The following is a 14,357-nucleotide window of genomic DNA, read 5'->3' as shown; positions in this document are numbered from 1 at the left end:
ATGTCAATAATTGCAATGCTTTTAGTAATTTTTTAATACAATTTTTAATATCCTTTTGAATTTGAAACTAATAATTTAGCATAACAAGTACTGAAGAACCAACATAGTAATACTCAGAATAATACCTAGTTTGTAATCAACTATTCCCTGTGTAAAGAAAATAATGGTGGCAATCAGCGAAGAAAAAATGTTGATAAACTTTGTGTTTGCGATCGCCTGAACAAACGTCATCTTAAATAGACTGACATAAGCTGCTGTGAGCATGGTGACATAGCCACCACTAAAGAAACCACCATAAATACCAAGCACAAAAGTTGCCACATATCCACCAATTTCTGCTATTCGTGATGGACTCTTTATTCTGGAAACGATTCCAGCATTCCGATTGCTGATTGAAAACACGGCAACCACAATCATCAAAATCGAGATAATCAAAGGCATCGATTTTGAAGGTACAACTAAAACAATAAATGCACCGATAATTGAGCCTAAAAGCGTTAAGAAAATCATTATTGGTAAGCGACTGTGGTCAATTGCTTTTTTACCAATAAAAGGCAATGTACCACCAACACTCATAAAGGTTAATGCCAGCATATTGGTCGCAAGAGCAGTACGCGGTTCAATACTCAATTGCAACATTACAGGAACAGTAATTAAAGAGGTGCTGCCTGTAATGACACTTATCACACTTGTTAGAAAGAAAATTGCAATGAGGAAGAGTAATTGAGTAGCAGTCATTAGATATTTTATATTTATGTTGTTAGTAATACATTTTTTGTAAGTATGCTTACAATAGCCAAAAAGTATATGTAGCTCTTGTAAAAAAAGAGCTACAGTATTTTTAAAGTATATTAATCTAGATATAATTCAGTGTCAAATTATAGATTTTATACCAAGAAAAGCGGTATTTTTTAGATGAATTGGTAACAACTAAGTTGGGGGAGAGTTGTATAAATTGGTAAATTACAACAGTGAAATACATCTGTTATAGAGAACATTCCTCATGCGTGTCAACTGAAGCTGAAACACTTTTCAAACCTCGTTTCCAGGTATAAGAAGGAAATGCTTGTTTTTGTGGTTCTGCCGCGAGGAAGTAAGGCAGAGCCTTACAGAGGGCATTCCTAGTCAGAGACTAGGAACGAGGCAATATATTAAAACTTTTTTGCTTGTATGAGTATTAGTGTGTCCCTAAATAGCGAGTCTATTTACCTGAAAATTAACTGTAAATTACTCAATATGAAAAGCCTGAAAAAAAACCATCTAGAAAGTATCTAAATGGGAAAAATATCTGATTAATTTTTGAATTCGCCAACAGGATCAGATTCTTAAGTGAATGCATATTTAAGAGGCAATCCGTCCTGAAAAACTAGTAATTCTCCCGGTTGGATTTGTGTCCAAACTTCGTTGTCAGTTAGGGGTGTGGTAGCAATGACAGCGACGCGATCGCGTTCGGTAGTCACCTCCCGAAAATCTACGGTCATGTCTTGATCAATTAAATGGGCAGCTGCAAAGGGCGCTTGACGAACAATGTAGCTGAGTTTAGTTGAGCAATAAGCAAAAAAGTGTTCTCCATCTGATAACAAGTAATTAAATATACCCAAATCTGCAATTATAGCAGTAATTTCTTGCAGCACAGGGTACAGTTTCTTGATGTCAGGCTTACCATCAGGAAAGTGGGATCGCAATGTTTCTAGGATCATACAGAATGCTTTTTCGCTATCGGTGTCACCTACGGCTTGATAAAAGCCCAAATTCTCCGGTTTAAAATTTGGCAAATTACCATTATGGGCAAACACCCAATACTGACCCCACAATTCTCTGCGGAAAGGATGGCAGTTGTGTAGGGCAACTTCACCCTGAGTCGCTTTGCGGATATGAGCTATGACATGGGTTGAGTGGATGGGATAACTCCGCACGAACTCCGCTACTGGAGAAGCAACAGAAGGTTGGGGATCTAAAAACATTCGACATCCCTTTCCTTCAAAGAAAGCAATGCCCCAACCGTCGCTATGATCATCTGTTTTTCCTCCCCGTGCAGAAAACCCTTCAAAAGAAAAGCAAATATCCGTTGGGACATTGCAGTTCATTCCGAGCAATTGGCACATAATAAAGTCATAGCAATAGTTTCAGCTATTAAGAAAATTATAATTATTCATACCATTAGCGTGCTATTTTAGAGCTTTTTGTCAATTAAAAACGTATTTAACCTGACATTCTTCGTTAGTTCAAAAGTACTACTGATGTACCAAGAGCATACTGTAAAGCGAGCATGTCTTTAGAGGATGTTTGAAAAGTCCTCTTGTCGGTATCAAAAGTTCTAGATCCGATAACCAATGTATAAGCACTTTAAAGACAAAAAGACCAGCATCCCACAGCTGGCCTAGAAAATCTTTTTTTGCGTTGTCTTCTCAAGAGAGTTAAAACCCAATTGCGCGTTCCCAAAATGCAACGGGCAACTTTTCTTAACAATATTGTAACAGCCAACACAGATTTTTCCGGAATATTTATTAAAAAAAGATAGGAAGAAAGCTTAAAAGCCTCTATCTATCAGGATAATTCAGCAGATCGCAGGGTATAGATGGGTAGCAGGGGGACAAGGGGGACAAGGGGGACAAGGGGGACAAGGGGGACAAGGGGGACAAGGGAGATAAGGGAGATAAGGAGAAACCATGCCCCATGCCCAATGCCCAATGCCCCATGCCCAATGAGCAATGACCAATGAGCAATGACCAATGACTAATGACTAATGACTAATGACTAATTGTGGTTTTCCCCAGAGGATGCTCTCCTGCTTGTAAATGGCAATTCCCGGTTTTGCTCCTTTGGGTTTGTAGACGTGTTTTGGCTGAGTGTAAACTACTGGTACTTGCTCACTCTGACGAGCGCGACTGTAGTAGGCGGCAAGATTAGCTACAAATTGCAAATCAACTTCTTCTGCAACAGCACCTGGTTCTAGACGTAATAGCAGATGGCTCCCTGGAATTTCTTGGGCGTGAAACCATAGGTCATAATCCCCAGCTACACGAAAGGTCAATTGGTCATTTTGGCGATTGTTACGACCGATTAATACTTCAAAGCCGCTGGGGGTAACGTAACGATGAAAGTTGGTGCTGGGAACTTCGTTAGCGCTGCTCTTGCGGTATTCTGGATCTTCTAAATACTTTTGTCCAATCAACTCTTCGCGGATTTCTTCTAAAGCTCGCAAATCTTCTGCTGTTTGGTAGGTGTCTATCGAAGATATCGCAGCTTCTACTTGTTCTAAATACTCAATTTCTGTCTGCACTGACAAAAGTAGTGGTTCAACAGCACTACGAGCGCGTTTGAGCTTTTGGTGCTGTTTGTAAAGACTTTGGGCATTTTGGACAGCATTTTTATCTGGTTGGAGAGCGATCGCTACTGGCAAACTTGTATCAAAATCAGCAAGGATAATTTCTTTCATCCCCGGTTCCCAGTTTTGCAAGTGAGCCATTAATAAATCAGCTTTTTGGCGATACTCATCGGCTTGATCTGATTGCTGCAAGCGCGTCTTAAAGGTTTGAGCTTTATTACCTAATTTCGCCAGAATATTATGCAATTTCTGACTCAACTGATGGCGCAATTGGGAAAATAACTGTTGGTTAATCTGGTTACTGTAGTAGCGGTTGAGTAACTCCTGAATATTTTTGACGTTTTCAACTGCACCCCAACCCATTACGGTGTAACCATCTTTTGTCCAACCGGGTTTAAATTTACTGGAATCCAAGGCTTGCAACCATTCTTGCCAACGCTCAAATAGTCGTTGCCAATCGTTAGAGTTAAGGCTATCGGTGGATGTTTCTGGTGCGATATTTGCTTCTAGCAGCATTAACTCTAGTAGGGCTGCACTCAAGCCACTATAACTTTTCAGCAATTGCCGCTTGATTGCTCCTGGCACTAAACTTACCCGTTCTTGCCAACGTTCTTGAGATTCGCTCAAACTGGGGACAGTTCCAGTCAGTTTTGGTGGTGTTTCATAAGGTTGTCCGGTTTGGATGGGACGGACACTAGATTGTTGCTGACTGACTTGATGGGCTGCGGTGATAATTATATTGCTGGCATCGGTGAGAATGACGTTGCTATACTTGCCCATGATTTCTGCATAGACATGATATAGGGCGCTTTCTCCCGGACGACGGGCAAATTGCAAATCAATCACCCGCTCCCAAGGGGCGATCGCTTCAATTCCTACTAGTGCCAAACCACCCAATTGGTGTATCAGTTGTTGGCTAAAGGTAAAAGTATCTGGCGATCGCGGTGGTGGATCACCGATACAAATATGTGCAGCTTGGGGATGCCAAGAAATTTGTAGCCAATCCCGTTGTTTCAGGGTGCGTAATGCTATGGCAATAGTGTAGCGATCGCGCTGATAAACCTGTTCTGTCCGCGAGGGCAGCCAGTTAGTGCGGATTTCGCTACAAGTAGCTGTAAGGGTGGTGAAGTCAACTGGTTGCATAGCCGTTCGCGTTCAAAGGTCGATGCTCAGTATAGTTCCTAATTCAATGGTCAAATATAAGCAGACCCGCTCATATCTTTCAAATTAGGCGTTTTGAACGGCAATACTTTACTTACCTCACAGACGCGAGTGATTTTCAAGTTAATCCGTCTGGGATGTGCTACCACACAACCACTATTTTGCTCTACAATCGTCTTCTAGTGTTGTCTGTGATGATTGCAGTTGCTTTATTACTTCGGATGAATTTTTGGATATTTCCCTATTCAAGTTGTTGCCTAAGGGATGGTGTTAGAATCATTATTCCTCTAACAACTTCTTCAGGAGTAGCCGTACCATTGATTATCTTTGGTGCGATAGTCATCACTTCCAAAGCCAGGTTTGTTGGAATTCCCTTTGCTTCTAACCGCTTCAATTCCAAAACGTCAATACCTGCTCTTAATCCTTCCAAATACTCTTCTACACTCACTCCCAAATCTTCAATTTCCAACATGAGTAGAATTTCCTGTTTTTGTGTTCGGCCTTTCAGGCGATACTTTTAGTTCACTCAAAGCGATCGCTATTTCTCCCATGATTTCCGATAGCTGAAACGCTTATTATAAAGAGGTATGTGTAGAGACGCAAACTTTACGTCTCTACAAAAGTTATCGGGATGTAGATGATCTTATCCAAACAGTATTGGGTTAGTTTGAAGGTTATTTAGTAAGCAATACTGATTCTTTGACTGGTTGTTGCAGTTGGGTATAAAGTTCAGTCAACTGAGTTGCTACGCCATGCCAACTAAACTTGCTTTCGACGCGCTTTCTCCCGGCTTTACCCAATTCGTCTCGCCACTCTGAATTTAAAAGAATTCGGTCAATGGCAGACGCAAAGGCATCTACATCTTGTGGTGATGCCAATAAACCAGTTTCTTCATCAACCACAGTAAACTGAAGTCCGCCGACATCGCTAGCTACAACTGGTGTAGCGCTTGCCATCGCTTCGATCGCCACCAGTCCAAAAGGTTCGTAGTGACTGGGAACAACACAAACATCGGCAGCTGCATAATAAGTTGGCAAAATATCTTGACTGAGACGACCTGCAAAGATGGTAAAGTCGCTCATCCCCAATTCATTGACGATTTGCTCAATGCGATCGCGTTCTATGCCGTCGCAATTACCTGGAGTACTACCACCACCAATAATTAGCTGGAGATTGTTGGAGTCACGTAGCCCAGACTCGTTTACTGCACGCACCAAGGTTTCTATCCCTTTGCGTGGGTCAAAACGTCCTACATATAATACAACTTTCGCTTCTTTGTCAATACCCAATTCATGCCTGGCTGCTTCTCGCGCAATCGAACCAAAGCGTTGAATATCAGTACCGCAGGGAATGATGTTGATATTGCCTTTAGTGGAAACTAGCGATCGCATATGTTCCTTTTCTTGGGGACTTGTCGCGACAATTCGCTCTGCTGTTTCCAACACCTCTTTTTCCACTGCTAATCGCACACTAGCAATCAGGGGAATATTTTCTTTTTCTATAGTGTTGTATTTGACTGCTCCTAATGAGTGGTATGTGTGAACCTGTTTACTCTCTTGGATTTTTTTTAACTCCATTCCCACCCAACTAGAGAGCCAGTAGTTAGTGTGAACTAACTGATATGTAATGTCATTTTTTACTTGAAATGTGAGCAAATTATCCACAAATTCTGGCAGATATTCAAAAATATCATCTCGTGGCACAAACTCAAGCGGGCCAGCTTTTAAACGAATAGTTCGACAATTGTCGCTGTGTTGAACAATCAAGTCTTGCTCCAGACTCACCTTGCGGGTAAACATATCAACTTGCCAACCCAGCCGCGCTAGTGCTTCACCCACGTAGCGCACATAAACATTTTGTCCCCCAGCTTCTTCTTTCCCTATTTCAACCGCCGGGTCCCCGTGGACGGAAATCAAGGCGATACGTTTTTCGGTAATAGAGTTCATAGTTTGTGTGTTGCTGATTTTTACAAAGTTTTAAGCTGTTCCAGGTTCGTGTCTAGCACACTTATCAGAATTGTTTAAAAACTTTGATTAATATTTATTTTAATTTAATATGTCTAATATTTTTTATATCTTCTGCCAGAAGTATGCTTTTAAATTATGTGTTTGGATTTAATTTATTTAAATATAGAAAATTCATATATTTATCAATATCTCATACTTTTGATAGATGAAAATCCAATTTTCATCTATCTTTAATCCTGCACGGATTGCTGTAGATAGATTGACGTGAGTTCGACTAAATTAAAGCTAAGGTATAATTTAAAACTAAAAAACCGATTCGTTCGGAGATTGAAGTTCAAACCATTTACTACAGTCAACTCACGGCGTTGAACTGATGTTGTATTAAGTAGTAAGAATAACTGTTAAATATTGATGCAAAATTGGGTACTTTCTGGAATTTGCTTCGGAAAGTTTCAGATTATATTTTCAATCATTAATAAATTTCAGGAGCTAATCAGGTGTTTACTTCAACCTTACTCGCTGCTGCAACCACACCCCTAGAATGGAGTCCGACAGTTGGGCTGATTATAATTCTGGCTAATATCCTAGCCATTGTCATTGGCAAATCTACCATCAAGTATCCCAACGCAGAACCAAAACTACCATCAGTCAGTTTCTTAGGTAATTTTGGTTTACCAGCCTTTTTAGCAAGTGCCGCCTTTGGTCATATCTTAGGTGTGGGCGCTGTCTTAGGGCTGCATAACCTGGGAAGAATTTAGGTTTTACCCAAGTTAGCCTTTATTTGATGATTCTTTTGTCTCCAACTTTGAGCCAGAAAGTTAGTTCTCTGGCTCTTTTTTATCAGAATGCCCGTTGAAAACCCTTATATCCTGAAAACGCTGCTAACTAATAGACTCAAGCAATTTTGGCGTATTGCTAGCCGATATGAAAAACTTGCTGTAAATTATACAGCTATGCTAGCGATCGCACCAGCAAACGTTGACGCATCCATTGTTTTATGGTCGTAGTTTGAAAACACGCCCTAGTCCTAACCTTTGTCTTTTTTGCAGCTGTATGTAATCTAACTCTTAACGAATGTCCACTCTAATACCTTGATGGGGGCTTCTTGTAGTGCTTGAGTTAATTCGGTGCTGCTTTCAAATTTTACCTGGGAGATATCGCAGGCTTCGACATTGACCGTGAATTTATCGTTCTCGAAAGGCCAGGGTTTAACAACAACCAAGTTATCACTGCGCTGCATGATGTCATAGCGCTGACCTTCAGGACCCTTGCTAATTTCTAAAAACCGCTCATCCTCAGGTAGTTCTTGCTGACAGAGGATCAGAGAAAGGCGATCGCACCATTGCATAAATGCGTAGGCTGCATCAACATCTTCCTTTTTAATGCCCAGTTCTTTGCGCCAATGTTGCTGATTTTCAAGTTGTTCATCCAGAAACTTGTCCATTTCTGGAGCCTGACCCCGTTTTGACTCATTTAAACGGCTGATATGCATGGAAATTAATAGAGCCACCCACCGTCCACGGTAGCGGGCATTGTTTGCTAGTTCAGCTAATTTCTCGACAGTGCTACCTACATCGTTATTTGAACTGAGGGTGAAGTCCTTTGGCACACCAGCTTCAGTCAGAATATCTTCTTCCCACTCTTTTTCTAGGTCATCATGATGGGAAATTGCAGCTAGGGTTGCATATAACCTTACAGGAGCATCTTTACGTCGCCATTGTCCCGCCAGTTCAGCTGCTAATAAAGCATGGGCACGATGATAAATTACTTGCCAACCATTTGGCGTAGCGTTGACAATCACAAAAAAATATCCTGATTTTGAGTTGAATTAATTGCTGAATTCCGAAAAGTCGGGGTAGATATTGAAGTGCGATCGCTCTGAATTCTTCAGTCTAGCCATAGCTATTTTTAATTGAGTCTAATACCCAAATACTTAGCTAAAATTCCCGACTTATTAAAAAAGTCGGGAATGTTTTTGTTCACCAGATGTAGCTTAACAGGCCAACAATTGCTAAAGAAGGTGGGCTATTTGCCCACAGGATAATTGGGAGTTTTTAAGAATCTGCCAAAAATCTCTTTGCTTCAAATCAACCTATGAAATTAGGAGTGAGTTTGTTGCGGATTAGCAATATATTTGAATGTGGGCTCAGAATTCCAAGGGCCACGCTCATCTTTACCATTATCGCTTGTAGATAGGTTGTAGTAGAGAGCAACAGTTTCATCTGGCTTAATATTACCAAAGAATGGATCTGTCAACTTACCTAGTGAATCTAGAGCTTTCATAAACATCTGGGTATGAGAAATTTCTCGTGTTAACAGATGCACTAAAGTCTCTTGGGTTCCTTTGTCAGTTGCCAACTTAATCAATTCTTCGTAAGTCTGACGAGCGCCAGCTTCTGCTGCAAGGTTAGCTCTTAAATCACGCACTACATCTCCACCCTCATTCAAGTAAGCTGCAGTCCAAGCTTGACCTTGACTATCTAGAAAATGAGGCCCAACCCCTCGGAGTGCAAACAGGGTACTCTTATAAGCCTCTGTTTGATCCACATTTTTGGTATGAGCTTCGATCAGTTTACCAACCATTTCTAAATGGCTGAATTCCTCGATCGCAATGTCTTGCAGCATATCTTTAATTCCAGGATTTTCGACATGGAATGATTGAACCCAATATTGAAGTGCTGCACTAAGTTCGCCAGTAGCTCCGCCAAACTGCTCTAAAAGTAACTGAGCAAAACGAGGGTTTGCTTCAGTGACCTTAACTGCATGAATAGGCTCTTTTTTATGAAAAAACATGGATTTACACTTCCAAAAATTATGATGTCACACAAAGGATCGGCTTGTCTTCTAGTATTTTCCAGATAGAGCTAATTTGATGTTTAATAGCTTCTCAAACTGGTGAACTAGAAAACTGAGAAAATACACTAGTCATGTCAGTGTTAATAACTGCCATTCAACGATTAGGCATTGCTGCTTCTTCTGATTAATCCCCATAGATAAATAGCAACAATTGCGCCAAGCACAGCCACTAAAATACCAGCAAGAGTTAAACCAGCGCCAGCCGCAGTAATTTGCAGAGTTCCTGTTCCTACTAAGGTAAACAGACTTCCACCGACGAAAGCACCAATGATACCTAAAATCATTGTGGAGAGAATTCCGCCGCCTTGATAGCCAGGATAAATAGCTTTAGCGAATGCACCTGCCAAAAGTCCTAAAGCTACCCAAGCAATAATACTCATAACTGCCTCAACAATCTCACTTATATCTAAGTTATCAACTCTGATTAAAAATTCTTTCTACCAGATGGGATAAATGCTAAATCCAAAAGTTAGACAAAAAACTTTACATCAAGATTTGGATGAAAATTGGCATTTCTAGCATAAAAATGTTAAACAAAAGTTTTGCCAGATAAATCAGGAATTATTGAATACATAAGTCTGGATATTCTTTGCTATAGAAGTAGACATTAATAAATTAATCAATCTATGTTTTTTTATATCTGTCTTCAGATGGAAAAATATTATCTAACTTTTTGGAGATGCGTTAAAGTAATTCGTAATGACGCTCTCTTTACGTGGACTCCTTCGCGCTACGAAGACAGTAATTAGTTAAATCCCCTCAACGGTTATTTTCAAGGTAGTAATTAGTAGGTTGGGTTAAGCAAAGCGCAACCCAACAAAGCCCCGCAAATGTTGGGTTACCCTGCAGGAGGAAAGCTACGTTCCTCAACCCAACCTACGCAGTCAGTTTTAGGACTTACGCATTGACAAAAAATACCAAATATGAATCAAGGTTAAAAACCATATCTTTCGTAAGGGCACAGAAAAAGCTCATTGGTGTGCCCCTACAGCATGATCTATTTACGTAGTTTACCGTCGTAGGCATCGCAGGATAATTAAGAAAAGCCTGAAAACTTCCTCAAGATATTTATTGCACATCACGAGGCATTTGTACAGTGCGTAAGCCCTAAGTTTAAAGTTTTTGGTACTAACCTCGCTACGCGATCGTAATTAGTTAAATCCCCTCAACGGTTATTTTCAAGGTAGATTGAGGGAATAATATTTAGCAAAGGCAAAAGTGGAATCAAATGGCGCGGGAGAATTTTGTCTCTCGCGTTCTTGTATGAGTATCAAATATGACGGCAATATTTCTGACTAGTAATCTACCGATGTCTGTAATTTGGATTTGATTTTTTGATAAACTGACTAGACCATCGGCTTCTAATGGTTTTAACGCCTCTAGTTCCTCAGAGAAATATTCATCAAAATTGATCTGATATTTGTTTTCAATGTCTTGCTTATGCAACTGAAAGTGAGACATAATACCCATAATCACATCCCGTCTGATGATGTCATTTTGAGTAAGTTTGATACCTTTACTAACAGGTAAAGCACCTGCTGCAAGTGTCTGATAATAGTCCTTTAATTCCTTGTGGTTTTGAGCATAAGCATCTTCTAGCATACTGATGGATGTAGCACCAAAGCCAAAAAGTTCTGTTTCAGCGTGGGTAGTGTAGCCCTGGAAATTGCGTTTGAGAGTGCCATTGCGTTGAGCGATCGCTAGTTCGTCATTAGTTTTAGCAAAATGATCCATCCCAATAAATAGATATTGGTTATTCGTCAATTCTTCAATGGTCATTTTCAAAATCTCTAACTTTTCCTCTGCTGGCGGTAGCGCCTCTTGAGGAATGTTTTTTTGGGTCGGTTTGAGCCACGGTACATAGGCAAAGTTAAACACAACAATTCGGTCAGGATCTAACTCAATAGTCTTTTTCAGAGTTTCTTGAAATGTCTCGCGGGTTTGATAAGGTAAACCATAAATTAGGTCTACATTCACACTTTCAAACTTAGCTTCTTTTACCCAACTCATCACATCAGATAGCATTTCTTCTGGCTGGACACGATTAACAGCTACTTGAACTTGGTGATTAAAATCCTGAATGCCAAAACTAATCCGGTTAAACCCAATCTGTCTCAGAAAAAAAATGTAGTTTTTATCGATATAGCGGGGATTAATCTCAATTGAAATTTCGGCTTGTGGATCGATGTTGAAATAGCGATTGATGTTTTTCCATAAAAATTCTACTTGGTGAAGATCCAAGTAATTAGGAGTACCACCTCCCCAGTGGATTTGCAGCACTTTTCTATCTAAATCGATTAAAGCTGCGGTATTTTTGATCTCTTGAACCAAAGACTCCAGGTAAGGTTTAGCAATATTCTTATTGTTAGAAATTACCGTATTACAGCCGCAGAAGTAGCAAGCACTTTGGCAAAAGGGGATGTGGAAATATAAACTTATAGGAGTTTTGCGTTGATTCGATGCTGCGATCGCGGCCTTAAAATCAGTTTCAGTGAATGTTTCGCTTAACTCTGTAGCGGGCGGATAACTGGTGTATCTGGGTGCGCGAGTGTCGTACTTTTGGATCAGATCCAGATCAAACTTGACACTAGGTAATAGAAAAACCATTGAGTTGCTTTCCAATGAATGTATGAAGGGAGGGGAGTGGGGAGTGGGCTTGCCGTCAGCGTAGCCGAATGGGAGTGAGGGGGATGAGGGGGATGAGGCAGATGAGGGAGGAAATGACAAATGACCAATGACAAATGACATTCTAGGTTTAAAGAGGATCTGCATCATTCTATCCAGCAAGTACCACTGCCGATGCAAATCCCAGCTATTTTTATTTCTCCTAAGATTATTTAACTATTAATATTTGCATAACGATTAAGTTATTAATATTTATTTATTGTTTGACAAGCCAGGAGTCTGAATAGACAATTTTTATCTCTAACCAGCAACAAGGTTGAAAGTTGTAACTTTTCCCGCATCGTTAATCAATGTAACTGAGCCAGGAACTAAAGATTGCAGTAAACCGTTAATGTGAATAATTAATAGTAGTAGGTAATCTGGGCGCGTACTCTTTGCATCCAGCACTACAATCTGTAACGTAAGACACTGCAAATTTTGTTGATATGGCAAGTTCTTATCTGCTGTAATAAAAATATCAAAAGGATGCGCCTGTGGCAATGTTAAAAGCTCTGGGTCTTTCACACCACGCCAGCCCATATCTTCCACATTTTGCACCAAATGGCCTGCATCCACAAATGGCTTATTGAGTTTTTTGCTCAACAGATTCTCATCAAGTAGAATGAGCACCAGCAGTTCGCTCCTGAACCAGCATTGCTTTTGCAATCACTTCCAAAACTAGCAATACCTGAGTTTGCAAATGTGGGAAATCTTCTAAGAATTCGGCTAAACCTGCTTCACCCTCAAGATAGTCGAAAAAGGTTTGCAATGGAACTCTCGTTCCAACAAAGACTGGAGTTCCGCTCATTACCTGTGGATCAGAGTGAATAATTCGTCGGTCACGTAAAATCTTTTGAATATCCATCGTTAAGGTATTTGCATCTAGCAAAAGTAATTATGTGTCATTAATTATGCACAAGTTATGCACAAAGTTTAGCTTAGGCGGTAAGCTTATTTCTCACAATTTACTTTCAATAATTTAACTGATGTCCTCAATAGGCTATTTATGGTTATATAACTTTTAAGGCATAAAAAATGAAAGGATTCTTATGGTTAAGTCTCTGGAAACCCCGAAACCTGAGTTGCTGAAGTCAGGTGTAAAAGCGCCTGTTCAGGAAACATTATTAACACCCCGATTTTATACCACTGACTTTGAAGCTGCGGCGCAATTGGATATTTCGGCGCAGGAAGCGGAGTTAGTGGCAATTGTAGAGGAGTTACGAGCAGACTATAACCGCGATCATTTTGTACGTGATGAAGAATTTAAACAGTGTTGGGATCACATTGACGGGGAAACACGCGTCGCTTTTATTGACTTTTTGGAACGTTCCTGCACTTCCGAGTTTTCGGGATTTCTGCTGTTCAAAGAATTATCGCGTCGTCTGAAAAACCGCAATCCCATTCTGGCGGAAGCCTTTAATTTTATGGCACGGGATGAAGCACGCCATGCGGGATTTTTGAACAAGTCAATGGCAGATTTTAATCTTTCCCTTGACTTAAGTTATTTAACCAAAAATCGCACTTATACCTTCTTTCCGCCAGAGTGGATTATTTACACAGTCTACCTATCGGAGAAAATTGGCTACTGGCGCTACATCTTGGTGTATCGCCACATGGAAAAACATCCAGAACACCAAATTTATCCATTGTTCCGCAAGTTTGAGAGTTGGTGTCAGGATGAAAATCGACATGGAGATTTCTTTAAAGCGCTGCTGCGATCGCAACCTCAATTATGGAACAATTGGAGAGCTAGATTGTGGGTGCGTTTCTTTTTGCTGACTGTTTTTGCGACTCACACCTTGACAGTATTTGAACGCGCAACGTTTTATCAATCGATAGGGATAGACCCGCGCGAATATAATACTAAAGTCATTGCAGAGACGAATAACACCGCCGCCCGCGCATTTCCCCTGATTTTGAATACAAATCATCCAGAGTTTTTCCGGCGGTTGGAGCGGTGTTCTGATCTTAATCTGAAAATAGCAGAGATTAACAAGAGCGATCGCTCACCAATTGTAAAATTCTGCCAAAAATTACCCTTGATAGCCTCCATAGTTGGGCATCTATTGCAGACTTACCTAATCAAACCCGTTGATGCTGAATCATTGAGAGGGACAGTTCATTAGACATAGGGGTGAACAAGAATGTAGAGACGTAGCAGTGCTACGTCTCTACAAGGGTTTTGAATAACGCATATTTAATTTCCAAAGTGCTTTTCGTCCGCACAGGAATGCAACGCCCAACAGATAACTTTTAGCGGCGTTGGGTGCAGCGATTTGCCATGCTGCCGACTGGGTTGTTTAAGTGGCTGTGAAATGATCTGCCGCAGAAGTGTTGAATGTTAAGAAAAATCCGATAAAAATAGCCCAAAATATGGTACT

The 14,357-nt window shown here is 40.5% G+C and carries 14 protein-coding genes; 3 read left to right on the top strand and 11 right to left on the bottom strand.

Annotation, left to right across the window (positions count from 1 at the left end):
* Positions 1 to 75 precede the first annotated feature (75 nt).
* The 5 genes from HWQ38_RS04710 to HWQ38_RS04690 all read right to left on the bottom strand — a co-directional run bounded on the left by HWQ38_RS04710 (position 76) and on the right by HWQ38_RS04690 (position 6,435).
* The gene (locus HWQ38_RS04710; RefSeq protein WP_292790453.1) at positions 76 to 738 is read right to left on the bottom strand and encodes a sulfite exporter TauE/SafE family protein; all 663 of its coding nucleotides are present in this window, start codon (positions 736 to 738) and stop codon (positions 76 to 78) included.
* 587 nt (positions 739 to 1,325) lie between these two features.
* The gene (locus HWQ38_RS04705; RefSeq protein WP_292790452.1) at positions 1,326 to 2,105 is read right to left on the bottom strand and encodes a class II glutamine amidotransferase; all 780 of its coding nucleotides are present in this window, start codon (positions 2,103 to 2,105) and stop codon (positions 1,326 to 1,328) included.
* Between the two features lie 638 nt (positions 2,106 to 2,743).
* Positions 2,744 to 4,471 (bottom strand): NFACT family protein, encoded by a 1,728-nt coding sequence (locus HWQ38_RS04700; protein WP_292790450.1) that lies wholly within the window; start codon positions 4,469 to 4,471, stop codon positions 2,744 to 2,746.
* Positions 4,472 to 4,730: 259 nt separating this feature from the next.
* Positions 4,731 to 4,961: a hypothetical protein gene (locus HWQ38_RS04695; RefSeq protein WP_292790447.1), complete on the bottom strand. Its 231-nt coding sequence runs from the start codon at positions 4,959 to 4,961 to the stop codon at positions 4,731 to 4,733.
* A 202-nt stretch (positions 4,962 to 5,163) separates the two neighbouring features.
* Complete coding sequence (locus tag HWQ38_RS04690) at positions 5,164 to 6,435, bottom strand: glycosyltransferase family 1 protein (protein WP_292790444.1); 1,272 nt, start codon at positions 6,433 to 6,435, stop codon at positions 5,164 to 5,166.
* Between the two features lie 518 nt (positions 6,436 to 6,953).
* On the opposite strand from HWQ38_RS04690, the gene psaK reads away from it, so the two are divergent.
* Both psaK and HWQ38_RS04680 read left to right on the top strand, forming a co-directional pair.
* Positions 6,954 to 7,214 (top strand): photosystem I reaction center subunit PsaK, encoded by a 261-nt coding sequence (gene psaK / locus HWQ38_RS04685; protein ID WP_292790441.1) that lies wholly within the window; start codon positions 6,954 to 6,956, stop codon positions 7,212 to 7,214.
* A gap of 87 nt (positions 7,215 to 7,301) precedes the next feature.
* Positions 7,302 to 7,463, top strand: a complete 162-nt coding sequence (locus HWQ38_RS04680) for a hypothetical protein (protein ID WP_292790438.1) — start codon at positions 7,302 to 7,304, stop codon at positions 7,461 to 7,463.
* Between the two features lie 53 nt (positions 7,464 to 7,516).
* On the opposite strand, the gene HWQ38_RS04675 is transcribed toward HWQ38_RS04680, so the two are convergent.
* The 6 genes from HWQ38_RS04675 to HWQ38_RS04650 all read right to left on the bottom strand — a co-directional run bounded on the left by HWQ38_RS04675 (position 7,517) and on the right by HWQ38_RS04650 (position 12,841).
* A complete protein-coding gene (locus tag HWQ38_RS04675; RefSeq protein ID WP_292790436.1) occupies positions 7,517 to 8,257 on the bottom strand; it encodes a DUF3891 family protein in 741 nt (246 codons plus the stop codon).
* Positions 8,258 to 8,556: 299 nt separating this feature from the next.
* On the bottom strand, positions 8,557 to 9,249 hold the full coding sequence (locus HWQ38_RS04670; RefSeq protein ID WP_292790434.1) for a manganese catalase family protein: 693 nt from the start codon (positions 9,247 to 9,249) through the stop codon (positions 8,557 to 8,559).
* A 164-nt stretch (positions 9,250 to 9,413) separates the two neighbouring features.
* Positions 9,414 to 9,692: a GlsB/YeaQ/YmgE family stress response membrane protein gene (locus HWQ38_RS04665; protein WP_292790430.1), complete on the bottom strand. Its 279-nt coding sequence runs from the start codon at positions 9,690 to 9,692 to the stop codon at positions 9,414 to 9,416.
* Positions 9,693 to 10,536: 844 nt separating this feature from the next.
* Positions 10,537 to 11,919 carry an oxygen-independent coproporphyrinogen III oxidase gene (gene hemN / locus HWQ38_RS04660; RefSeq protein ID WP_292790427.1) on the bottom strand — a complete coding sequence of 461 codons (1,383 nt, stop codon included), beginning with the start codon at positions 11,917 to 11,919 and terminating at the stop codon, positions 10,537 to 10,539.
* 318 nt (positions 11,920 to 12,237) lie between these two features.
* Complete coding sequence (locus HWQ38_RS04655; RefSeq protein ID WP_292790424.1) at positions 12,238 to 12,606, bottom strand: hypothetical protein; 369 nt, start codon at positions 12,604 to 12,606, stop codon at positions 12,238 to 12,240.
* Positions 12,590 to 12,841 (bottom strand): DUF433 domain-containing protein, encoded by a 252-nt coding sequence (locus HWQ38_RS04650; RefSeq protein WP_292790421.1) that lies wholly within the window; start codon positions 12,839 to 12,841, stop codon positions 12,590 to 12,592. The genes HWQ38_RS04655 and HWQ38_RS04650 overlap by 17 nt, the downstream gene beginning before the upstream one ends.
* A gap of 184 nt (positions 12,842 to 13,025) precedes the next feature.
* On the opposite strand from HWQ38_RS04650, the gene acsF reads away from it, so the two are divergent.
* Positions 13,026 to 14,102 carry a magnesium-protoporphyrin IX monomethyl ester (oxidative) cyclase gene (gene acsF / locus HWQ38_RS04645; protein WP_292790418.1) on the top strand — a complete coding sequence of 359 codons (1,077 nt, stop codon included), beginning with the start codon at positions 13,026 to 13,028 and terminating at the stop codon, positions 14,100 to 14,102.
* The last annotated feature ends 255 nt before the right edge of the window (positions 14,103 to 14,357 follow it).

It is taken from the genome of Nostoc sp. NMS7 (assembly GCF_017115085.1).
GTDB lineage: Bacteria > Cyanobacteriota > Cyanobacteriia > Cyanobacteriales > Nostocaceae > Nostoc.
The sequence above is the reverse complement of the archived record's forward strand: the minus strand, read 5'-3'. Positions and strand labels throughout refer to the sequence as shown.